The sequence below is a fragment of the Kitasatospora sp. NPDC058162 genome (assembly GCF_042884005.1).
GTDB lineage: Bacteria > Actinomycetota > Actinomycetes > Streptomycetales > Streptomycetaceae > Kitasatospora.
On the sequence record NZ_JBHVUS010000017.1, the window covers coordinates 121,070 to 144,137 of the forward strand.

General features: G+C 77.0%; 9 protein-coding genes. 4 read left to right on the top strand and 5 right to left on the bottom strand.

Annotation, left to right across the window (positions count from 1 at the left end; all coding sequences use genetic code 11):
* The first annotated feature begins 1 nt into the window (after position 1).
* From ACFVXG_RS27270 to ACFVXG_RS27280, 3 genes are all read left to right on the top strand, one after another.
* On the top strand, positions 2–862 hold the full coding sequence (locus ACFVXG_RS27270) for an ABC transporter permease (RefSeq protein ID WP_387931069.1): 861 nt from the start codon (positions 2–4) through the stop codon (positions 860–862).
* Positions 859–2,718, top strand: coding sequence for a dipeptide ABC transporter ATP-binding protein (locus tag ACFVXG_RS27275; protein WP_387931070.1), 1,860 nt, complete (start codon positions 859–861; stop codon positions 2,716–2,718). The genes ACFVXG_RS27270 and ACFVXG_RS27275 overlap by 4 nt, the downstream gene beginning before the upstream one ends.
* 143 nt (positions 2,719–2,861) lie before the next feature.
* Positions 2,862–5,648 carry an AAA family ATPase gene (locus ACFVXG_RS27280; RefSeq protein WP_387931071.1) on the top strand — a complete coding sequence of 929 codons (2,787 nt, stop codon included), beginning with the start codon at positions 2,862–2,864 and terminating at the stop codon, positions 5,646–5,648.
* Here ACFVXG_RS27280 and ACFVXG_RS27285 read toward each other — a convergent pair.
* Positions 5,597–6,727, bottom strand: a complete 1,131-nt coding sequence (locus ACFVXG_RS27285) for an LLM class flavin-dependent oxidoreductase (RefSeq protein ID WP_387931072.1) — start codon at positions 6,725–6,727, stop codon at positions 5,597–5,599. The genes ACFVXG_RS27280 and ACFVXG_RS27285 overlap by 52 nt on opposite strands.
* Before the next feature lie 69 nt (positions 6,728–6,796).
* Positions 6,797–8,287 carry an MFS transporter gene (locus ACFVXG_RS27290; protein ID WP_387931073.1) on the bottom strand — a complete coding sequence of 497 codons (1,491 nt, stop codon included), beginning with the start codon at positions 8,285–8,287 and terminating at the stop codon, positions 6,797–6,799.
* Between the two features lie 147 nt (positions 8,288–8,434).
* Between ACFVXG_RS27290 and ACFVXG_RS27295 the strand changes: the two genes are divergently transcribed.
* Positions 8,435–9,283 carry a TetR family transcriptional regulator gene (locus ACFVXG_RS27295; protein ID WP_387931074.1) on the top strand — a complete coding sequence of 283 codons (849 nt, stop codon included), beginning with the start codon at positions 8,435–8,437 and terminating at the stop codon, positions 9,281–9,283.
* A gap of 74 nt (positions 9,284–9,357) precedes the next feature.
* Here the strand turns inward: ACFVXG_RS27295 and ACFVXG_RS27300 are convergent, their stop codons facing one another.
* Genes ACFVXG_RS27300 through ACFVXG_RS27310 form a run of 3 tightly spaced genes read right to left on the bottom strand, consistent with a single transcriptional unit; the run spans position 9,358 to position 23,005 of the window.
* On the bottom strand, positions 9,358–10,242 hold the full coding sequence (locus ACFVXG_RS27300) for a TIGR03621 family F420-dependent LLM class oxidoreductase (RefSeq protein ID WP_387931075.1): 885 nt from the start codon (positions 10,240–10,242) through the stop codon (positions 9,358–9,360).
* Between the two features lie 51 nt (positions 10,243–10,293).
* Positions 10,294–14,289, bottom strand: coding sequence for a type I polyketide synthase (locus tag ACFVXG_RS27305; RefSeq protein WP_387931076.1), 3,996 nt, complete (start codon positions 14,287–14,289; stop codon positions 10,294–10,296).
* A complete protein-coding gene (locus ACFVXG_RS27310; RefSeq protein WP_387931089.1) occupies positions 14,279–23,005 on the bottom strand; it encodes a type I polyketide synthase in 8,727 nt (2,908 codons plus the stop codon). The genes ACFVXG_RS27305 and ACFVXG_RS27310 overlap by 11 nt, the downstream gene beginning before the upstream one ends.
* Positions 23,006–23,068: the final 63 nt, after the last annotated feature.

The following is a 23,068-nucleotide window of genomic DNA, read 5'->3' on the forward strand; positions in this document are numbered from 1 at the left end:
GGTGTCCCTCGCGTCCCCGCCCCTCGTCCCCCCGGCCCTGGCCCGCGGGCTGGCCCGGCTGCCGCCCCCGGTGGTGCTGGCCGCCGGCGCGGTGCTGCTGCTGATCGTGCTGGCCGGGCTGTTCCCCGGCCTGTTCACCGACCTGTCGCCGACCGCGACCGACCCGCTGAACGCCCTGCGACCCCCGGGCGCGGCCCACCCCCTGGGCACCGACCAGCTCGGCCGGGACGTCTTCTCCCGGCTGGCGCACGGCGCCGGACCGGCCCTGGCGCTCGGCTTCGGCTCGACAGCCGTCGCGGTGACCGGCGGCGCGGTGGTCGGTCTGGCCGCCGCCCTCGGCGGCCGGTTCGCCGACCGGCTGCTGATGCGCGCCGCCGACGTCCTGCTGGCCCTGCCCGCGACCCTGCTCGCGCTGCTGGTGATCGCCGTCCTGGGCACCGGCACCGGGAACCTGGTGCTCGCCATCGGGATCGCCCTGGTGCCCGGCTACGGGCGGATGGTGCGCTCCGAAGCCCTGCTGGTGCGCCGCTCCGGCTACGTCGAGGCGGCGGTCACGCTCGGCGTGCCGCGCCGCTCGCTGGTCCTGCGCCACGTCCTGCCCAACTCGCTGGCACCGCTGCTGACCCTGGCCGCCGTGGGCTTCGGCACCGCGCTGATCGCCGCGTCCGGACTGAGCTTCCTCGGCCTGGGCCCGCGCCCGCCGTCGCCCGAGTGGGGGGCGATGCTCTCCGAGGGCCGCGGCTTCCTGGCCACCGCCTGGTGGCTCGGGGTGTTCCCGGGCGCGGCCGTCACCGTCACCGTGGCCGCCGTCACCGTCGTCGGCCGCCACCTCCAGCAGCGATTCACCCGGAGGTCACCGTGACCGGCAACCCGCTCGCCCCGCTGCTCGCCGTCGACGGCCTCCAGGTCGCCTTCGGGACGGGCCGCGGCGTGGTCCGCGACGTCTCGCTCAGCCTGCGGCGCGGTGAATGCCTCGCCCTGGTCGGCGAGTCCGGCTCCGGCAAGAGCGTCACCGCGCGGACCCTGGTCGGCCTGACCGGCCGGCACTCCCGGGTCCGGGCGCGGCGGCTGGAGTTCGACGGCCTCGACCTCGGCGCCCTGAGCGAGCGGCAGTGGCAGCGGGTCCGCGGCCGCCGGATCGGCCTGGTCCTCCAGGACGCGCTGGTCTCGCTCGACCCGCTGCGCACCGTCGGCGCCGAGATCGGCGAGGCCCTGCGCACCCACCGGACGGTCGACCGGGCCCACACCGGTGAGCGGGTGCTGGAGCTGCTCGCGGACGTCGGCGTCCCGGAGCCGCCCCGCCGGGCCCGGCAGTACCCGCACCAGCTGTCCGGGGGACTGCGCCAGCGCGCGCTGATCGCCTCGGCGCTGGCGGCCGGCCCGGAACTGCTGATCGCCGACGAGCCGACCACCGCGCTGGACGCCACCGTCCAGACGCAGGTGCTGGACCTGCTGGGCGACCTGGTCGACCGGGGCACGGCACTGCTGCTGATCAGCCACGACCTGTCGGTGGTCGAACGGCTGGCGCACCGGGTGGCGGTGATGTACGCGGGCGTGGTGGTCGAGCAGGGCACGGCCGGGCAGGTGCTCGGCGACCCGCGGCACCCGTACACCAGGGCGCTGCTCGCGGCGGTGCCCAGCCGGGCCGGCAAGGGCCTGCCGCTGTCGGTGCCGCAGCCGCCGCGCCCGGCCGCCGGGCCGGAGGGCTGCCCGTACGCGGCCCGCTGCGCGCTCGCCGACGACCGCTGCCGCCGGGCCCTGCCCGAGGCCCTGGAGTCCTCGGCCGACCTGGAGTCCTCGGCCGACCTGGAGTCCTCGGCCGACCTGGAGGCGTCGGCCGGCCACACCGTCCGCTGCTGGTACCCGGACCGTCCGCTGCCCGGTGCCGAGGCCCGTCCGCGCGCCGCCCGTACGAGCCCGGCGCGGCACTCCGCGGACGGACAGGTGCTGCTGGAGGTGGCGGGAGTCTCCAAGACCTACCGGGCCCCCGACGGCACCGCCCACCGGGTGGTGCGGGACGTGTCGTTCACGGTGGCGGCGGGCGAGACGCTGGGGCTGGTCGGCGAGTCCGGCTCCGGGAAGACCACGGTGGCGCGGATCGTGCTCGGTCTGCTCGAACCGGACGCCGGCACGGTCCGTTTCGCCGGGGAGCCCTGGAGCGGCCTGGCGGAGCGGCACCGCCGCCCCCGCCGGGGACTGCTGCAACTGGTGCAGCAGGACCCGCTGAGCTCCTTCGACCCGCGCCACGACGTGCGCCGGATCGTCGGGGAGGCACTGGCCGTCACCGGGGTGGCGGGCGGCGCCGCCCGGGATGCGCGGGCCGCCGAGCTGCTGGACCAGGTCGGGCTGCCGTCGGTGCTGCTGCGCAGCCGCCCGGCCCAGCTGTCCGGCGGGCAGCGCCAGCGGGTGGCGATCGCCCGGGCGCTGGCCACCGGACCCCGTCTGCTGGTCTGCGACGAACCGGTGTCGGCGCTGGACGTGTCGGTCCAGGCCCAGGTGCTGGACCTGCTGGTGTCGTTGCAGCGGGAGTTGGGCCTGGCCCTGCTGTTCGTCTCGCACGACCTGGGGGTGGTGCACCACCTGAGCGACCGGCTGATCGTGATGAAGGACGGTGAGCTGGTGGAGTCCGGCGGGGTGGACGAGGTGTTCGACCACCCCGAACACCCCTACACCAGAAGCCTGTTGCGGTCGGTGACGGGCGGGAGCCGGGTCGGCTGAGCGGGCGCCCGTGGCGGACGACGCGGTCCGGGCGGACGGGGGAACAGCGCGGAACAGCGTGGAACCGCGCGAACAGCGCGGAACACCACCGGGGCGGCCGGGCCGAGCGCGGCCCGCCCCGGCCGGCACAACGGGGAGCATTCGTGAATCCTGTCGAACGCGACACACAACTGGACCGCTTCGCAAGCCTGCTGGACGACTGCCTGGACGGAAGCGGCGGAACGCTCGCCCTCTCCGGCCCGGCCGCCTGCGGCAAGACCGAACTGCTACGGGCCTTCGGCACGGTGGCCGAGGCCCGCGGCGCGACCCTCCTCACCGCGACCGCCCGCTGCTCGGAGCGCGACGTGCGCTTCGGCGTGCTGGACCAGCTGCTGCGCCGGCCCGCACTGCCGCGCGCCGTGCGGACGGCGGCACTGGCCCTGCTCGGGGCGGCCGACACCGCCGAACCGTGCGCGGAGGACCTGCCGGCGACCGGACGGGTCCCCGCGCGGGTGGACCAGGACCTGTGGCTGCTGCTGCACGAGCTGGCCGCCCGCACCCCGCTGGTGCTCGCCGTCGACGACCTCCAGCACGCCGACCCGGCCTCCCGGCAGACCCTGCTCCACCTGGCCACCTGCGCCCCGACCGCCCCCGTCCTGCTGGTCGTCACCGAGCCCGACCCGCCGACCGACCCGGGCACCGACCGCGACTGGCGCACCGCCCTGCTGCGCCTGCCGCACTTCACCCGGCTGCGGGTCGACCGCCTCACCGAGCACGGCACCGGGCAGCTGCTGGCCGGCCTGCTGGGCGCCCCCGCCACCCGGCTCCCCGCCTGGTACCGGCTGACCGGCGGCAACCCGCTGCTGCTGCGCGCCCTCGCCGAGGACTGCGCGGGCGACGGCCCGGCCGCGGAGCCGGTGCCCGGCCCGGCGTACGCGCTGGCCGTCCGGGCCTGCCTGAGCCGGGCGGGGGCCGCGGCGGTCGAGCCGGCCCGGGCGCTGGCCGTGCTGGCCGAGTCCGGCTCCACCGCCCTGCTGCCCCAGCTGCTGGGCCGCCCGGCCCGGGACGCGCTGGCCGCCCTGACCGCGGGCGGACTGGTCGTCGACGGCCGGCTGCGCGGCACGGCGGCCGCCCGGGCCGTACTCGACGGATTACCGGAGCAGGAGCGCGCGGCCCGGCAGCTGCGGGCCGCCCGGCTGGTCTACGAATCCGGCGGCGCCCCGGAGCAGGTCGCCGCGCACCTGCTGGCGGCCGGCGAGGCCACCGAGCCGTGGGCCCGGCCGGTGCTGCTGGACGCCGCCCGGGCCGCGCTGCGCGCCGACGACCACGCCTTCGCCGAGTCCTGCCTGGCGCTGGCCACCGCAGCCGCGCCCGGCGACGCCGAGCTGGCCCTGCAACGCGCCGTCGTACGGTTCCGCACCGACCCGCAGGCCGCCTACCGGCTGGTCCGCCCGCTGGCCGCCGCCCCCGCCGAGCTGACCGAACAGCACCGCACCGGACTGCTGCGGACGCTGCAGTGGCACGGCACCGAGGCGGAGATCTCCCGGGCCCTCACCGGCCCGGACCCGACCGACCCCGCACAGCGCGACGAGCTGACCCGCGCCCTGGAGCACCTGCGGGCGATGGCCCCCCACCTGGTGCCGCCCGGCCGTCCCGCGCCGCCGCCCGGCCTGCCCCTCGGCCAGCCGCAGCAGCGCTCCGTGCTGGCCCTGCCCCGGGTGCTGCACACCGGCGGCACCCCGGAGGACCTGCGCACCGCCGAACTGGTGCTGCGCACCACGCCGTTGGAGGACGCGACGTACGGTGCGCTGCAGTCCGCGCTGTACGTGCTGCTCTACGCGGACCGGGCCGACCTGGCGGAGCCCTGGTGCACCGGCCTGCTGCGAGAGGCGGTGCAGCGGCGGATCCCGGTGTGGCAGGCGCTGCTGACGGCCACCCTGGCGGAGATCGTCCTGCGGCTGGGCGAGGTCCGGGCGGCCGAGCGGTACGCCCGGCGGGCGCTGGCGCTGCTGCCCCCGGGCGGCTGGGGCGTCTGGCTGGGCGTGCCGCTGGCGGTGCTGCTGCTGTCCTCCGCCGCGCTCGGCGGGGCGTCGGAGGCGGAGCTGCGGCTGCCCGCGCCGCCGGAGCGGCTGGCCCGCACCCGTTATGGCGCGCAGTTCCTGCACGCCCGCGGCCGGCACCGGCTGGCGGCGGGGGCGGCGGACGCGGCCCTGGAGGACTTCACCCGTTGCGGGCGGCTGCTGGAGGACTGGGGGCTGGACCTGCCCTCCTTCCTGCCGTGGCGCTCCGACGCGGCCCGGGCGCTGCTGGCGCTGCGCCGCCCGGAGCAGGCCCGGGCGCTGGCGCTGGCCCAGCTCGACCACCCGGGCGTCACCCGGCCGCGCACCCGGGGGCTGTCGCTGCGGGCGCTGGCCGCCTGCGAGCCCGCCCGCCGGCTCGAACTCCTCCAGCAGGCCGTGGAGTTGCTGGCGGAGTCCGGGGACCGGGCGGAACTGGCCGGGGCCCTGGCGGAGTCCGCCGAGGCGCAGCTGGAAGCCGGGCAGCGGACGGCCGGCCGGGAGTCGCTGGGGCGGGCCCTGGCGACGGCCGAGGAGGCGGGCCTGGCCCCGCTGGCGGCCCGGTTGAAGGAGCAGGTCGCGGAGGAGGACGGCTCGGGGCTGAGCGCCTCGGAGCGGCGGGTGGCGGAGTTGGCGGTGGCTGGCCACTCCAACCGGGAGATCGCCGAGCAGTTGTTCATCACCGTCAGCACGGTGGAGCAGCACCTCACCCACACCTACCGAAAACTGCGGGTCAAGGGCCGGGCCGAGCTGGCACGCTCGCTGGCGGCCGTCGGCAAGGCTGTGCCGGTGAGCGAGCGGCACGCCGCGGGTCGGCGTGCCGCCGTCCGGCCGACGGGCGGTCAGGGCGCGGTGCCCAGACCCAGCCGCTCGCGCAGCGTGTCCTCGGCGTAGCCGGTGCGGTAGGCGCCGCGCCGCTGGAGTTCGGGGACCAGGCCGGTGCCGATCGCGGGGAGGTCGTGGGCGGTGGTGGCCGGGCGGAGCCGGTATCCGGTGAGCCCGGCCTGCTGCCATTCCTGGAGCAGGTCGGCGAGTTCGGCGGGCGTGCCCGCGAAGACGAGGGCGTCCGAGGTGTGCTCGGTGCCGAGCGCCGCGTCCAGGCGTTCGCGCCGGGCCCGGGCCGCGCCCGGTGCGGCGTCCAGGTGGACCAGCAGGTCGGCGAAGACGTGCACGGTCTGCCCGGCTCGTCCGACGGCCTGTTGTTCGGTGCGGATCTCGGCGACGGCGGTGCGCACGTCCTCGACGGCGTGCGGGGTGATCGAGACCACGTCGGCGACCTGGGCCCCGTACCGCCACGGGACGCTGATGTGGGCGAGGGTGAACACCACCGGGTGGCCCTGGGGCGGGCGGGGGGCGGTGGACGGGTCGGGGTCGAGCAGCCACTCGCCCGGGATCCCGTCGGGGGCGGCGAACCGGCCGGGGGCCAGCTCGTGCAGGGCCTGCTCGTCGGTGACGCCGTCCCAGAGCGCGCGCACCACCCGGACCAGCTCGGCGGCCCGGTCGAAGCTCTTCCGCAGCTGTTCCTGGACCTCGGGCAGGAAGAGGGTCTCCAGCGGGATCGGCTTGGTGGGGCTGAGCTGGGTGCGCACCCCGGCGCGGCCCGCGCTCAGGTGGTCCAGGGTGGCGACCGCCTTGGCGATCGGGGCGGGCCGGGCGGTGTTGAACACGACGGTGGGGATGATCCCGAGGTGCTCGGTCCGGGCGGCGAGGGCGCCGGCCAGGGCCAGCGCGTCGAGGCGGTGCAGGGTGTGGCCGAGGCTGCGGTCCAGCTCCTCGCCGGGGCCGGGGGCGCGGGAGAGCGGGTCCTCGACGGTGACGAAGTCCAGCAGGGCGGCCTCGGCGCTCAGGGCCTGCCCGGCCCAGTGCTCCAGGGTGAACGGCCTCGGGGCGGCATCCGGTTGGTGGCGGGCGGCCGGGTGCCAGCCGGCTCCGTCCAGGGCGGCGGACAGGTGCAGGTGCTGCGGGGTGCTCATGGGGCGTGCCTTTCGGAGTGGACGCGTGCCCGGGTCTGCCCCGGGCACGCCCTGGAGGTGCGCGGCCCGTCAGGCGGTGGCCTTGGGACGGGTGATGACGAGGAGGCCGATCAGGACGGCGACGCCGCTGAAGGCCGCCGCGGCGACCACCGCGGTGGACAGGCCGTCGGCGAGCTGGGCCCGGTCGGGGTGCCGGGCGCCGTGCAGCGAGCCGCCGTAGAGGGTGGCGAGCACGGCGACGCCGAGCGAGAGGCCGATCTGCTGGAGGGCCTGGAGCAGTCCGGAGGCCGCGCCGGTCTCCTTGGGCGCGAGGCCGGCCAGGATGGTCATGTTGAGCGGGACGAAGCCGAGGCCGAGCCCGGCGCCGAGCAGCACCAGCGGGCCGAGCAGGCCGGTGAGGTAGCCGCTGTGCGGGCCGGTGGCGGCGAGCCACAGGCTGTCGGCGAGCATCAGCGCCGACCCGGTGACGATCAGCGTCTTGGCGCCGTACTTGGGGATCAGCTTGGCGGCGCTGCGGGCGGTGGCGAACTGGGCGAGGGCCATCGGCAGGAAGGCCAGCCCGGCGGTCAGCGGGGCCAGGCCCAGGCCGTCCTGGACGTAGAGGGAGAGCAGGAAGTAGGTGCCGCCCATCGCGGCGAACAGCAGCAGGAAGATCGCGTACGCGCCGGAGCGGGCGCGCTGGGCCAGCAGGCGCAGCGGGATCAGCGGTTCCCGGACCTTCGCCTGGGTGACGGCGAAGGCGCCGAGCAGCACCAGGCCGAGCACCAGGGCGAGCACGGTGGTGGTCGAACTCCAGCCCGCCGAGGAGGCGTTGATCAGCCCGTAGACGACGGCGGTCATGCCGGCGGTGGAGGTGAGGGCGCCGATGACGTCGGGGCGGGCCGGGTGCTTCTCGGTCTCGGTGAGGTGACGGGTGGCCAGGAACACGGCGGCCAGGCCGATCGGCACGTTGACGAAGAACACCAGCCGCCAGGACAGCGTGGTGAGCAGGCCGCCGAGGATCAGCCCGATGGTGATGCCGAGCCCGGCGACGGTGGAGAACACCCCGAGCGCCCGGCTGCGCTCCGGGCCCTCCCGGAAGGTGACGGCGATCAGGGAGAGCGCGGCGGGCGCGGCGAAGGCGAAGCCGACGCCCTGGGCCGCGCGGGCGGCGATCAGCAGCGCGGAGTTCGGGGCGAGCCCGCCGAGCAGCGAGGCGGCGACCACGAGCAGCAGGCCCCAGACGAACATCCGCCGGCGCCCGAGGACGTCGCTGGCCCGTCCGCCGAGCAGCAGCAGTCCCCCGAAGGCCAGCGAGTAGGCGCTGAACACCCAGGCCAGGCCGTCGGGGGAGAAGCCCAGGCCGGACTGGATGCGGGGCAGGGCGATGTTCACGATGTTGCCGTCGACCGCCACCATCAGCTGGCAGGTGACGATCACGGCGAGGGCCAGCGCGCCGGCCCGGCGGGGCGCGGGTGCGGGCGTGGGCGCGGGTGTGGAGTCAGCCGCCGGGGTGGGTGGCGTCTCCCCGTCGGGCGGGGTGGGTGGCTCGGCCACGGGTGGCTGGTCGTGGGTCGTCATGGCCGACTCCTTGAGCGTAGGGCAGGGCAGCGTCGAGGGCAGGGCCACGGTCGACGCTTGTAGACTGCTTCATGGTAGGGACGCGCTCGAAGTGGGTCAACAAATGTTGAACGAATGTGTCGCCGTGTGACGGACCGAGGAGGCGGTATGGCAGAGACCGGGACCAGCGGTGGTGGGAGAGGCGAGCGGCGCAGCCGCAGCCGGCAGGCGATCCTGGCGGCCGCCCGGGAGCTGTTCTCCGAACTCGGGTACGAGCAGACCACCGTGCGCGCCGTGGCCCACCGGGCCGGGGTGGACCCGGCGCTGGTGATGAAGCACTTCGGCTCCAAGGAGCAGCTGTTCGACGCCGTCTCGGAGATCGGCCTCAGCTTCGGCGGCGCCCTCGGCGGCCCGGCCGACCGGCTCGGCGAGCGGCTGCTGGCGCACGTCCTGGCCGACATCGACGGCCGGCCGGACCGCAGCATGCCCGTGCTGCGGTCGATGCTCACCCACCCGCAGGCCGCCGAGGCGGTGCGCTGCGCGGTCGCCGACCCCGGGAACAGCCCCCTGGCGGACGCGCTGACCGGCGACGAGGTCGAGCTGCGGGCGACCCTGGTGGGCTCCGTGACGCTCGGCCTGCTGGTCACCCGCTACCTGCTGCGCGTGCCCGAGGTGGACCAGGCCCCGGCCGAGCGGCTGGTCGAGCTGCTCGGGCCGTGCCTGCGGCCGCTGCTGGACGGCGGTACGGGCGGTGTGGGCGGTTCGGACGAGGAGGGCGGGTCGGGGGAAGAGGCCGGGGCGCCCGGTGACGGCGGGTCCGCCGCGCTGCTGGCCGGGCTGGCCGCCGCCGAGTCGGCCCGGCTGGCGGCGGCCGAGGAGGTGGACCGGCTGGCCCGGGAGGCGCTGGCGGCCGGGGCCTCCTTCGGCGAGGTCGGCCAGCTGCTGGGGATCAGCCGGCAGGCCGCCCGCAAGCGCTGGCCTCGGGCCGAGTCCACGTCCGGACTGGTGACAACCTAGGTTGTCGCCCTGGAGGGCGGTCGGTGACTCGGTCGACCGCCCGGGCGGGTGACAACCCAGATTGTCGGTCGGCCTCAGGTGCCGGCCAGCGCCTCGACCACCGGCGCGAAGGCCTCCTGGTGGACGTCCATCACGGTGAAGTACGAGAAGCCGAAGCTGTCCCGCAGCTCCTTCACCTGGTCGATGATCTGCGGCACGGTGCCGATCAGCAGCAGCGGCGTCTGCTCCAGCTCGGTCAGCGGCACCGGCAGCTGGGTGGCGGCCACGTGCCGGATCGCGGCGTCCCGGTCCTCCGTCACGATCACCGCCTGGAGCAGCAGGTTCTTCTCCACCTGCGCCGCCCGCTCACCCACCACCCGGTCGAAGTAGGCCACCCGCTCGGCGAGTTCGGCGCGCGGGATGAGCCGCAGCCCGCCGAACGCGGTCGGGTCGTAGCGCATCCCGATGAAGCCCACGATGTCGCCGTGCTCGGCGGCCAGCCGCAGCACCCGGTTGCCGTTGCCCGCGATCAGCAGTGGTACCTGCTCCTGCACGGCGGCGGGCACGTGGTCCGGATCCGCGAGCAGCCGGCGCACCTCCCGTACGGTGCGCTCCAGCGCGTCCACCCGGTCCTTCGGTGTGCCCGGGTCGAGGCCGAGCGCCTCGAACTCGGCGTGCACGTAGCCGGTGCCGAGGCCGATCTCCACCCGGCCGCCGGTCAGCCGGTCCACGGTGGCGATCTCCCGGGCCAGCAGCGGCGGGTGGTAGAAGCCGGAGTTGAGCACCAGGGTGCCGACCCGCAGGCCGGTGGCGGCCGCCGTGGCCACGAGCGGGGGGAACGGCGCGGTCCGGCCCAGGTGGTCGGGCACCAGCAGGACGTCGTAGCCCTGGGACTCGACCTCCTTGGAGACCTGCTGCCAGTGGTCGGCGTCGTCGGGGACGGCCAGCTTGCCGAGGCCGAAGCGGAACGGTCGGGTCATCGTGGATCTCCTCTGGATCTCTCGGTCGGGTCTCTCGGGCGGATCTCGTGGTCAGCTGTCGCGGTCCGGCTCGGTGAGCCAGCGGTGGACGGCGTCGGCCGTGCTGTCGGAGTGGTCCTCCAGCACGGAGAAGTGATCGCCGGGGATGTCCGCGCTCTCGTGCGGCAGCCGCCAGAAGGCGCGCCAGTCGGGGCCCCCGGGCCGCTGCGCGGTGCCGGGCAGCGGCTGCTCGGCGCGCAGCAGCAGGGTGCGGGTGGCGACCGGCTCGGGCTGCCAGGGGCCGAAGGCGCGCAGGTAGGCGCCCATCGCGGTGAGCCCGGTGTCGGTGAGGGTGAGCTGCTGGTCGCCGAGCCGGTCGAGCATGCCGTTGACCATCGCCGGCATCCACCACTCCATGCCCGGCAGCGCGGCGGTGTCCATCGGGTAGGCGTCGACCAGCACCAGCCCGGCCGGGCGCAGCCCGCGCCGCTCCAACTCCGCCGTGACGGCGTGCGCCACGCACCCGCCGAGCGAGCGCCCCAGCACCGCGAACGGCCGCTCCCCGTACAGCTCCTGGACGGCGTCGGCCTGCAACTGGACGAAGGCCGCCGCCGAGTCGGGCAGTGCGCTGCCCGGGCGGTAGCCGGGGGCCGGGAGGGCGTGGGCGGTCCGCCGTCCGTCCAGCGCCTGCCCGAACCGGGCGTACTCGTGCGGTCCGGACAGCGCGGTCAGCGCCGGGAAGCACACCAGGGCGAGCGGCGCCGGGCCCTCGGACAGCGCCACCGGCGGCACCCCGTGCCCGGCCCGGTCCTCGGCGCCGAACGGGGTGCGCAGCTCGGAGGCGGAGACCAGCACCTGGGTGGCGGCGGGGATGCGTCCGGCCCGGCACAGCTCCAGGTAGACCGAGGCCAGCGGCTCCACCGGGCCGGACGGGGTGGCGTCGCGCCGGTGGCGGGCCAGTTCGCCGTGCAGGTGCTCGGCGAGGGCGAGCGGGTCCGGGTGGTGGATGGTGAGCGCCCCGGACAGCCGCAGCCCGGTCGCGGCGGACAGTCGGCCGCCGAGCTCCACGGCGGTGAGCGAGTCGAAGCCCTGCTCGACGAAGGCCGTCCCGGCGGTCAGCGCCTCCGGATCGGCGTGCCCGAGCACGGCGGCGGCCTCGGTGCGCACCAACCGGAGGAGGGCGTCGAGCAGTTCGGGGCCGGGCAGGGCGGCGTGACGCTCGGCCCAGTCGGCCGAGGGTGGGGGCGGGGGCTCGGGGGCGTGCTCGCGCGGCAGGGCAGGTGCTGGGGTGCGGGTGCCGACGGGGGTGTCCAGCCAGAACCGGGTGCGCTGGAAGGGGTAGCCGGGCAGGTCGACGTCGTGGGCGGTCCGTCCGGTGAAGGGGCCGGTCCAGTCGACGGGCGCGCCCGCGGCGTACAGCCGGCCGACGGCCGCCAGCAGGGTCTGCGGCTCGGGCCGGTTCCGGCGCAGTGCGGAGGCCAGGGTGGCCGGGCGGGCGCGCGGGCCCGGCTCCTCCCCGGCGAGGGCGTCCCCGGTGAGCGCGGTGAGGACGCCGTCCGGGCCGAGCTCCAGGAAGCGGGTGGCGCCCTCGGCGCGCAGGGTGCGGACGGCGTCCAGGAAGCGGACCGGCTGCCGGGCGTGCTCGGCCCAGCGGTCCGGGTCGGTCGCTTCGGCGGTCGTGGCGAGGCGTCCGGTGAGGTCGGAGACCAGCGCGGCCCTGGGCGCGTGGAAGGTCAACTCCTTGGCCGCGGTGCGGAACTCGTCCAGGACCGGGTCCATCCGGTGGGAGTGGAAGGCGTGGCTGACCCGCAGCCGGGTGGCGCGGCGGCCGCGGGCGCGGAAGGCCTCGGCGACCGCCTCGACCTGCCGCTCCTCACCGGAGACCACCACGGCGCGCGGCCCGTTGACCGCGGCGAGGCCCACCGCGCCGCCGTGCCGGGCGAGTTCGGCGGACGCCTCCTCCTCGCTCGCCTCCAGGGCGGCCATCGCACCGCCGCCCGGGAGTCGCTGCATCAGCCGTCCGCGCGCCGCCACCAGGGCGGCGGCGTCCGGGAGTTCGAGCACCCCGGCGGCGTGGGCGGCGGCGAGCGCGCCGACCGAGTGGCCGGCCACCAGGTCCGGGCGCACGCCCCAGGAGTCGAGCAGTCGCAGCAGGGCGGTCTGCAGGGCGAACAGGGCGGGCTGGGCGTACTCGGTGCGGTTCAGCCGCTCGGCGTCGGCCGGGGTGCCGGTGGAGCGCAGCACGGCGTCGGCGACCGAGAACGGCAGGTGGCGGTCGAGTTCGGCCGTGACGGCGTCGAAGGCCCGGGCGAACTCCGGGTACTGCCGGTACAACCCGGCCCCCATGCCCGGGCGTTGGCTGCCCTGGCCGGTGAACAGGAAGGCCGTCCGGCCGCCCCCGGCCGGGGCGAGCGGGCCGGGCGCGGTGGCGAAGGCCTCCAGCCGGTCGGCGGCCTCGGCGCGGTCGGCGGCCACCAGGACGGCCCGCAGCGGGTGCCGGGCGGTGCGGGTGGCCAGGGACCGGGCGACGTCGGCCGTCCCGGGGCCGCCCTCGGCCCGCAGCAGGGCGGCGACCTGCCGGGCCCGGGCCCGCAGGGCGGCCTCACCCCGCGCGCTGAGCACCCAGGGCAGCGGGGCGGCCGGTTCCTGGTCGGTCTGCCCGGGCGCCTCGACCTCCTCGGCCTCCTCAACCTGTTCGATGATCACGTGGGCGTTCGTCCCGCTCACCCCGAAGGCGGAGACCCCGGCGGTGCGCGGCCGCCCGGTGTCCGGCCAGCTCCGCGCCTCGGTGAGCAGCCGCACGCCGCCGTCCGTCCAGTCGACGTGGGGCGTCGGGCGGTCCACGTGCAGGGTGCGCGGGAGGGTGCCGTGGCGGATCGCCTGCACCATCTTGATCACCCCGGCGACGCCGGCCGCGGCCGCGGTGTGGCCCAGGTTGGACTTCAACGAGCCGAGCCAGAGCGGGTGTTCACGGTCCCGCCCGGTTCCGTAGACCTCCTGGAGGGCCTGCGCCTCGATCGGGTCGCCGAGGGTGGTGCCGGTGCCGTGCCCCTCGACGGCGTCGACCTGTCCGGGGGTGAGCCGGGCGTCGGCGAGGGCCTGGCGGATGACGTTCTGCTGGGCGGGGCCGCTGGGGGCGGTGAGGCCGTTGGAGGCGCCGTCCTGGTTGACGGCGGTGCCGCGGACCACGGCCAGCACCCGGTGTCCGTGGCGCCGGGCGTCGGAGAGCCGCTCCAGCACCAGCAGTCCGGCGCCCTCGGCCCAGCCGGTGCCGTCGGCGGCGGCCGCGTAGGAGCGGCAGTGGCCGTCCGGGGAGAGGCCGCGCTGGCGGGAGAACTCGACGAAACCGGTGGGCGAGGACATCACGGTGGCGCCGCCCGCCAGGGCGAGGTCGCTCTCGGCGGCCCGCAGCGAGCGCACGGCCAGGTGCAGGGCGACCAGCGAGGAGGAGCAGGCGGTGTCGACGGTGACGGCGGGGCCCTCGAAGCCGAAGGTGTAGGCGATCCGGCCGGAGGCGACGCTGGCCAGGTTGCCGATGCCCAGGTGGCCCTCCAGTTCGGCCGGGGCCGCCCCGGGGCGGGTGTGGTACTCCTGCGCGGTCAGCCCGGTGAAGACGGCGGTCCGGCTGCCGCGCAGCCCGTCCGGGTCGAGCCGGGCGTGCTCGAGGGCGTGCCAGGCGGTCTCCAGCAGCAGCCGCTGCTGGGGGTCGGTGGCCAGGGCCTCGCGCGGGGAGACGCCGAAGAACGCGGCGTCGAACTCGGCAGCGTCGTACAGGAATCCGCCGTGCCGGGCGTAGCTGGTGCCGGGCGTGGCCGGGTCGGGGTGGTAGAGCGCCTCGGTGTCCCAGCCGCGGTCCTCGGGCCAGCCGCCGACGGCGTCGCGTTCGGCGGCGAGCAGCTCCCACAGCTGCTCGGGTGAGTCGGCGCCGCCGGGCAGCCGGCAGGCCATTCCGATGACGGCGATCGGCTCGCCCCGCTCGTACTCGGCCTGCTCCAGCCGGTGTCGGGCGTCGCGGGCGTCGGCGAGGGCGCGGCGCAGGTAGTCCCGCAGCTTCTCCTCATCGGCCATCGTCGCCACTCCTTCCGGTGGGTGCGGTGCCGGCGGCGGGCCGGGCGCGGTCGAGTTCGGCGAACAGCTCCTCGTCGCTGGCGCTCGCCAGGTCGAGCTCGAGGTCGCGGTTGAGGTCGGGGTCGGGGTCGCCGCCGAGCGGCGCGGGCCGGCCGTCGGACGGGTCGAGCCGGGCGGCCAGGGCGGCCAGTCGGGCGGCGAGTTCCCGGCGGTCGGCCTCGGTGCCGGGCAGGGAGCGTTCCAGCAGGTCGAGCAGGTACGGCAGTTCGGGTGCCTCGAGGGCGGCGAGCCGTTCGTCGAGGTGGGCCGCGACGGCGGCGGGGGTGGGCCGGTCGAAGACCAGGGTGGCCGGGAGGGGCAGGCCGGTGGCGGTGATCAGGCGGTTGCGCAGGTCGACGGCGGTCAGCGACTCGAACCCGAGGTCGCGGAAGGCCCGGTCGGCGAGCACCTCCTCGGCGTCGGCGTGGCCCAGGGCTGCTGCGGCCTGGCGGCGCACCAGGTCGAGCAGGTGGGCGCGCCGTTCCTCGGGGGTGAGCCCGGCGAGCCGGGCGGCCAGTCGGCTGCCGGGTGCCTCGTCCGGCGGCGCGTCGCCGTCGTCGAGGCCGGTGGCCGCCGCGGTGGTGAGCGGGCCGGGTTCGGCGTCCAGCCAGTAGCGGCGGCGCTGGAAGGGGTAGGTGGGCAGTGCGGTGGGCACCGACCGGATGCCGGCCGGCAGGTCGGTGAACTCGACCGGGGCGCCCTGGGTGAGGGCCGCGCCGGCGGAGAGCAGGAAGCGGTCCGGGCCGCCCTGGTCGCGGCGCAGCGTCTCGATGACGGCGCCGGGCAGGCCGCCCGCGTCCAGAGTGTCCTGGATCGCGCCGGTGAGCACGGGGTGCGGGCTGACCTCGATGAACAGGGTGCGGCCGGCCTCGGCGAGGCGCTGGACGACGGGGGCGAAGCGGACGGTCTGCCGCAGGTTGCGGTACCAGTGGCCGGCGTCCAGTTCGGCGCCGCCGACCGGTTCGGCGGTGACGGTGGACCAGATCGGCAGCCGCGCGGCGCGCGGCCGCACCGGGGCGAGGGCGGCCAGCAGCTCCGCGCGCACCTGGTCGATCACGGGTGAGTGCCCGGCCAGGGTGGCGGCCCGCAGCCGCTTGGCGCGCACCCCCTCGGCGGCGCAGGCGGCGACCAGTTCGTCCAGGGCGTCCTCCTCGCCGGCCACCACGACGGCGTTCGGACCGTTCACGGTGGCCACGCCGAGGCGGCCCGGCCAGGCGGCGAGCCGCCGTTCGGCCTCGTCGGGCGGTAGGGCAATGGAGGCCATCGAGCCGCGGCCGACCAGGGTGGCCAGGATCCGGCTGCGGGCGGCGACGATCAGCGCCGCGTCGTCCAGGGTGAGCGCCCCGGCGACGGTGGCGGCGGCCACCTCGCCCTGGCTGTGTCCGACCACGGCGTCCGGCCGCACCCCGTACGACTCCCAGAGCGCGGCGAGCGCCACCAGGACGGCCCAGAGCGCGGGTTGGGCGACCTCGACCCGGTCGAGCGGGGCCGCACCCTCGCGCTGCCGGAGGACGTCGTCCAGGTCGAAGTCCAGGTGGGGGGCCAGCGCCCGCGCGCACTCCTCGATCCGGGCGGCGAACACCGGTGCGGTGTCCAGCAGTTCGCGGGCCATGCCGGCCCACTGGGAGCCGTGGCCGGGGAACACGAACACGGTGCGGAGCGTGCCGTCGGCCCGGCCCTGGACGAGGTCGGCGGAGGGCTCGCCGGCCGCCAGGGCGCGCAGGGCGGCGGAGGCGGCGGCCGGGTCGGCGGCGACGACCACGGCCCGGTGCTCGAACCGGGCCCGTCCGGCCAGCAGGGTGTGGGCCAGGTCGGTCGGTGCCTCGGTAGACTCGGGCAGGTGCTCGGCGAGTCGGGCGGCCTGGGCGGCGAGCGCGCCGGCCGTCCGGGCGGAGAGCACCCAGGGGAGCGGGCTGCTCGCCTGCTCCGAGTCGTCCAACTCTTGAGTGTCGGCGGGCGGTTGCTCGATGATCACATGGGCGTTGGTGCCGCTCACGCCGAAGGCCGAGATCCCCGCGCGGCGCGGACGGGCGGTCTCCGGCCAGATCTGATGGTCCGTCAACAACTGAACCCCACCCGCGTCCCAGTCCACCTCCGGGTCGGGCCGGTCGACGTTCAGGGTCGCGGGCAGCCTGCCGTGGTGCAGGGCGCCGACCATCTTGATCAGCCCGGCGACGCCCGCCGCGGCCTGGGTGTGGCCCAGGTTGGACTTCAACGATCCCAGCCAGAGCGGTCGTTCGGCCGGTCGGTCGGCGCCGTACACGGCCAGCAGCGCCTGTGCCTCGATCGGGTCGCCGAGCCGGGTGCCGGTGCCGTGCGCCTCGACCGCGTCGACGTCCTGCGGGTCGAGCCCGGCGGCGGCCAGCGCCTGCCGGAGCACCCGCTGCTGGGCGGGCCCGTTGGGCGCGGTGAGGCCGTTGGAGGCGCCGTCCTGGTTGACGGCGCTGCCGCGCACCACCGCCAGCACCGGGTGCCCGGCGCGCCGGGCGTCGGAGAGCCGTTCCAGCATCAGCAGGCCGACCCCCTCCGCCCAGCTGGTGCCGTCCGCGTCGGCGGCGAAGGCCTTCACCCGCCCGTCGGGTGCGAAGGCGCGGTGCCGCGAGGTGGCCACCATCCCGGCGGGCGAGGCCATCACGGCCACCCCGCCGGCCAGGGCCAGATCGGCCTCGCCGGAGCGCAGCGCCTGGGCGGCCAGGTGCAGGGCGACCAGCGAGGAGGAGCAGGCGGTGTCCACCGTGACGGCCGGGCCCTCGAAGCCGAAGGCGTACGAGATCCGCCCCGACGCCACGCTGGCGGCGCTGCCGTTGTGCAGGTACCCCTCCAACTCCTCGGGCAGTTCCCGCAGTCGGCCCGCGTAGTCGTTGTACATCACGCCGGTGTAGACCGCGGTCCGGCTGCCCCGCAGGGTGCCCGGGTCGATGCCCGCCCGTTCGAACGCCTCCCACGCCGTCTCCAGCAGCAGCCGCTGCTGGGGGTCGGTGGCCAGGGCCTCGCGGGGGGAGATGCCGAAGAAGGCGGCGTCGAACTCGGCGGCGTCGTGCAGGAACCCGCCGTACTGGGTGTAGGTGCGGCCGGGCCGGTCCGGGTCGGGGTCGTACAGCGACTCGTTGTCCCAGCCGCGGTCGGTGGGCCACGGGGTGATCGCGTCCCGCCCGGAGTCGACCAGCTCCCACAGCTCCTCGGGGCTGGTCACCCCGCCGGGGAAGCGGCAGCTCATCGAGACGATGACGATCGGGTCCCGCTCGTCCGGACGTCCGTCCGGCACAGCCGGTGCCCGCTCGGCGGGCGGACGGCCACCCGGCAGTTCGGCGGCCAGGTGGGCGGCCAGCGCCTGGGCGGTGGGGTGGTCGAAGACCAGGGTGGCGGGCAGCCGCAGGCCGGTGGCGGTGCTCAGCCGGTTGCGCAGTTCCACGGCGGTCAGCGAGTCGAAGCCGAGGTCCTTGAAGGCCCGGTCGGCGGCCACGCCGTCCTGATCGGTGCGCCCGAGCACCACGGCGGCCTCCCGGCGCACCAGCGTCAGCAGCAGCTCCTGCCGCCGGTGCTCGGGCAGGCCCCGCAGCCGGTCGGCCAGTCCCGTCCCGTCGCCCGGGCCGGTCGCGCCGCCGGCGGCCGGGCGGGCGCGCCGTCGGGCCAGCACACCGCGCAGCACCGGCGGTGCGGCGGCCGGGTCGGCGTCGGCGCGCAGCGCCAGCGGCACCGGCAGCGGGTGGCCGCTGCGGACCGCGGCCGTGAACAGCGCCAGCCCCTCGTCCGCCGTCAGCGGCCGCACGCCCTGCCGGGCGAGCCGGGCCAGGTCGGCGCCGCCCAGGTGGCCGGTGAGGTCGCTGCCGTCCGCCCACAGGCCCCAGGCCAGCGAGACGGCGGGCAGCCCGGCGGCGCGGCGGTGCGCGGCGAGGGCGTCCAGGAAGGCGTTCGCGGCCGCGTAGTTGGCCTGCCCCTGGACGCCGAGCACCCCGGCGGCGGAGGAGAACAGCAGGAAGGCCGACAGCCCGGCGCCGCGGGTCAGCTCGTGCAGGTGCCAGGCGGCGTCGAGCTTGGGCCGCAGCACGGTGTCCAGCCGCTGCGGGTCCAGCGCCGTCAGCAGCCCGTCGTCCAGGGCGCCGGCGGCGTGCACCACGGCGGTCAGCGGCCGCTCGGCGGGGATCCGCGCCAGCAGCGCGCGCAGCGCCTCCCGGTCGGCCACGTCGGCGGCGACGGCGGTGGCCCGGGCCCCGAGCCCGGCCAGTTCGGCCAGGAACTCGGCCGCGCCGGGGGTGTCCGGCCCGCGCCGGGCGGCCAGCACCAGGTGCCGGGCGCCGTGCTCGACGACCAGTCGGCGGGCCACCAGCTTGCCGAGCAGGCCCAGGCCGCCGGTCACCAGCACGGTGCCGTCGGGGTCGAGCAGGCGATTCGCCTCGGTTTCCGCTGCGGGCAGGGGGACCAGCCGGGGTACGGAGGCGGCGCCCCGGCGCAGCGCGAGCTGGGTCTCCCCGGCGGCGGTCGCGGCGGCCAGGGCCGCGGGCAGGGCGCGCCGGGATGCGGCGCTGTCGTCCACGTCGACCAGCACCAGCCGGTCGGGGTGCTCGGCCTGGGCGGAGCGCAGCAGGCCCCAGACCGGGGCGGCGGCGAGGTCGACGTCCTCGCCTGCGACGGACACCGCTGCGCTGGTGACCACCACCAGGCGGCGGTCCGTCGGCTCGGCACCGCCCAGCCGGTCCTGGACGGCGGCGAGTACCGCGTGCAGCACCTCCCGGGCCCGCTCGGGCACCGGGCCCGCGGTACCGGGCTCGACCGGCAGCCACTCCGTCCCGGGCACGCCGTCCGCCACGACGACCGCGGCCGCGGCCGGGTGGGACGGCAGCGGCTCGCCGGGCTCGGCCGGACGGTCCGCACCGGGCTCGGGCAGCGGGAGTTCGGCCCAGCCAGCCACGTGCAGCGGCAGCCCGGGCGCGGCGCCGGCCAACTGTTCGGCGGAGACCGGCCGGGAGGCCAGGCCGCCGACCGTGAGCACCGGCGCGCCGGACGGGTCGGCGGCGTCCAGCACGACAGTGTCACCGGCGCCGGGGCGCAGCCGCACCCGCAGCGCGGTGGCACCGCCGGCGTGCAGCCGGACCGCGCTCCAGGCGAACGGCAGCGGCACCCCCTCGCCCCGGGTGCTCCCCTCGCCCGGCTCGACGAGGTGGAACGCGGCGTCGAGCAGCGCCGGGTGCAGCCCGTAGCGGGCCGCGTCGGCGTGCTCGGGCTCCGCCAGGGCGACTTCCGCGTACAGCTCGTCGCCGAGCCGCCAGGCCGCGCGCAGGCCCTGGAACCGGGGGCCGTACGCGCGCCCGGCGTCGGCGAGGCGCTGGTAGAGCCCGTCCAGCGGGACGGCGGTGGCCCCGGCGGGCGGCCAGGCGCCGTCCGAAACCCAGGCGCCGTCCGAGGCCCAGCCAGCGGATTCGCCCGGCTCACCGTCGGCGTCCGGGTCGGCGGCGAGCACGCCGTGCGCGTGCCGCTGCCAGCCGTCCGCCGCGGCGCGCTCCTGCTGCACCCGGGCGTGCACGGCCACCGGCCGCCGCCCGGTGGCGTCGGGAGCGCCGACCGTCACCTGGACCTCGACGGACTGCTCCCCGGGCAGCACCAGCGGTGCCTCCAGCACCAGTTCGTCCAGGACCGGCAGGCCGAGCTCGTCCCCGGCCCGGACGGCGAGTTCGACCAGCGCGGTGCCGGGGACGACGGTCCGGCCGAGCACCGTGTGGTCGGCGAGCCACGGGTGGGAGTGCAGGGCGAGCCGCCCGGTGAGGGTCGCCCCGCCGCCCTCGGCGGGTCGTAGGACGGCGCCGAGCAGCGGGTGCCCGGCGGCGCGCAGGCCGAGGACGCGCGGGTCGCCGGTCAGGTCGGCGCGCCGCTCCAGCCAGTAGCGGCGGCGCTGGAACGGGTAGGTCGGCAGGTCGACCCGGGTGGCGGGGCGCGGGCCGAGCGCGGGCGTCCAGTCCACCGGCACACCGGCCACCGCGAGTTGGGCGACGGAGCCGAGGAAGCGCAGGGGCCCGCCCTCGTCCCGGCGCAGCGAGCCGGTGGCGACGGCCCCGGGGTGCCCGGCGTCCTCCGCGGTGGCCTGGACGGCGGCGGTCAGCACCGGGTGCGGGCTGGCCTCGACGAAGACCTCGTGGCCGCTGTCCAGCAGCCGCCGGACGGCCTCCTCGAAGCGGACGGTCCGCCGCAGGTTGGTGTACCAGTACGCGCCGTCCATCTGCTCGGTGTCCAGCCAGTCGCCGGTGACCGTGGACACCAGCGGGGTGTGCCCGGTGCGCGGGGCGACCGGTGCCAGCGCTCGGGCCAGCCGGGCGCGGATCCGCTCGACCTGCGGGGAGTGCGAGGCGTAGTCGACGGGCACCCGGCGGATCCGGAGGTCCTCCTGCTCGCCGAGCGCGACCAGCTCGTCCAGCGCCGCGGGCTCGCCCGCGACGACCACCGCCGTCGGGCCGTTCACCACCGCGACGGACAGCCGCCCGCCCCACGGCGCGATCAGCGCCTCGGCCCGGGCGAGCGGCAGCGGCACCGAGGCCATCCCGCCCGACCCGGCCAGCTCCACGATCGCCCGGCTGCGCAGCGCCACCACCCGGGCGGCGTCCTCCAGGGTCAGCGCCCCGGCGACGTACGCGGCGGCGATCTCGCCCTGGCTGTGGCCGACCACGGCGTGCGGGCGCACCCCGTAGGACTCCCAGAGCGCGGCCAGCGACACCATCACCGCCCACAGCGCGGGCTGCACCACGTCCACCCGGTCGTAGCCGGGCGCGCCGACCCGGCCGCGCAGCACGTCCTCCAGCGACCAGTCGGTGAACTCCGCCAGCGCCTGCTGGCAGGCGGCGATTCGCTCGGCGAACACCGGTGCGGTGTCGAGGAGTTCGGCGGCCATGCCGAGCCACTGGGCGCCCTGGCCGGGGAACACCAGGACGACCTTGCGGTCGGCACCGGCCCGGCCCCGGACCACCGCCGGGGAGGGCTCCCCGGCGGCCAACGCGTCCAGGGCGTCCAGGAGTTCGGGAGCGTTCTGGCCGATCAGCACGGCGCGTTCCTCGAAGGCGGTGCGCTCGGCGACCAGGGCGTGCCCGATCGCGGCGAGCGCGTTCGCGTCCGCTGTGCCGTGCCCGATCGTGGCCGGCCCGTCCGTGTCCGCCGCGCCGTGCTGGTCCGCGTCCGCCGTGCCGTGCCCGGCCCGGACCCGGGCGGCCAGCGCGGCGGCCTGGGCGCGCAGTGCCTCGTCGGTACGGCCGGAGAGCGTCCACGCCACCGGGCCCGCCGGGGCGTCCACCGGCTCCGGGTCCGGCTCCGGCGGGGCCTCCTCCAGGATCACGTGGGTGTTGGTGCCGCTGACCCCGAACGCCGACACGCCAGCCCGGCGGGGCGTCCCGGTGCGCGGCCACGGCCGGTCCTCGGTGAGCAGCCGGACCGCGCCCGACTCCCAGTCCACGTGCGGGGTCGGTTCGTCCGCGTGCAGGGTGCGCGGCAGCACCCCGTGCCGCAGCGCCTGGACCATCTTGATGACCCCGGCGGCGCCGGCGGCCGCCTGGGTGTGCGCCAGGTTGGACTTGACCGAACCCAGCCACAGCGGCCGGTCCGCCGCCCGGTCCTGGCCGTAGGCGTCGAGCAGGGCCTGCGCCTCGATCGGGTCGCCGAGCCGGGTGCCGGTGCCGTGCGCCTCCACCGCGTCGACGTCCCCGGGGGCCAGCCCGGCGTCGGCCAGGGCCTGGCGGATGACGCGCTGCTGGGCGGGCCCGTTGGGCGCGGTGAGGCCGTGCGAGGCGCCGTCCTGGTTGACGGCGGTGCCGCGGACCACCGCCAGTACCCGGTGCCCGTTGCGCCGGGCGTCCGAGAGCCGCTCGACCAGCAGCAGCGCCACCCCCTCCGACCAGCCGGTGCCGTCCGCGCCCGCCCCGAAGGCCTTGCACCGGCCGTCCGGGGCGAGCCCGTGCTGCCGGGAGAACTCGACGAAGATCGACGGCGTGGTCATCACCGTCACCCCGCCCGCCAGCGCCAGGTCGCACTCGCCGGAGCGCAGCGCCCGGACCGCCAGGTGCAGTGCCACCGAGGAGGAGGAGCAGGCGGTGTCGACGGTGACGGCCGGGCCCTCCAGGCCCAGGGTGTACGAGATCCGGCCGGAGGCGACGCTCGCCGCGTTGCCGACCGCGAGGTACCCCTCCAGTTCCTCGGGCGCGGTGCCGGCCGGCGGCGGGTAGTCGTTGCCGTTGGTGCCGACGAACACGCCGGTGGGGGACCCGCGCAGCTCGCCCGGCCTGATGCCAGCCCGCTCGAACGCCTCCCAGGCGGTCTCCAGCAGCAGCCGGTGCTGGGGGTCGCTGGCGAGCGCCTCGCGCGGCGAGACGCCGAAGAAGTCCGCGTCGAAGTCGCCGGGCGCGGCCAGGAAGGCCCCGTTGGCGGTGTACGAGGTCCGCGGATGGTCCGGATCGGGGTCGACCAGCGCGGCCAGGTCCCAGCCCCGGTCGCTGGGGAACCCGCCCACCGCGTCGCCGCCCTCGGCGACCAGCCGCCACAGGTCCTCCGGGGAGTCCACACCGCCGGGGAAGTGGCAGGCCATGCCGACCAGTGCCACCGGCTCCGCGCTCCGGTCCTTCACCTCGCGCAACTCGCGCCGGGTGTCGTGGAGTTCGGCGGTCACCCGCTCCAGGAGGTACCGCATCCTGCCGTCGTTCACAATTCCGTCCTTCGTAGGGTCGGCCGTGCGGGCCCCGGCCACCACCGGCGGCCGGAGGGCACCGCA

Coding starts and splice junctions, on each gene's coding strand:
- ACFVXG_RS27285 (WP_387931072.1), bottom strand. CDS start 6,727: ATGAGCACCCCGCAGCACCTGCACCTGTCCGCCGCCCTGGACGGAGCC.
- ACFVXG_RS27290 (WP_387931073.1), bottom strand. CDS start 8,287: ATGACGACCCACGACCAGCCACCCGTGGCCGAGCCACCCACCCCGCCC.
- ACFVXG_RS27295 (WP_387931074.1), top strand. CDS start 8,435: ATGGCAGAGACCGGGACCAGCGGTGGTGGGAGAGGCGAGCGGCGCAGC.
- ACFVXG_RS27300 (WP_387931075.1), bottom strand. CDS start 10,242: ATGACCCGACCGTTCCGCTTCGGCCTCGGCAAGCTGGCCGTCCCCGAC.
- ACFVXG_RS27305 (WP_387931076.1), bottom strand. CDS start 14,289: ATGGCCGATGAGGAGAAGCTGCGGGACTACCTGCGCCGCGCCCTCGCC.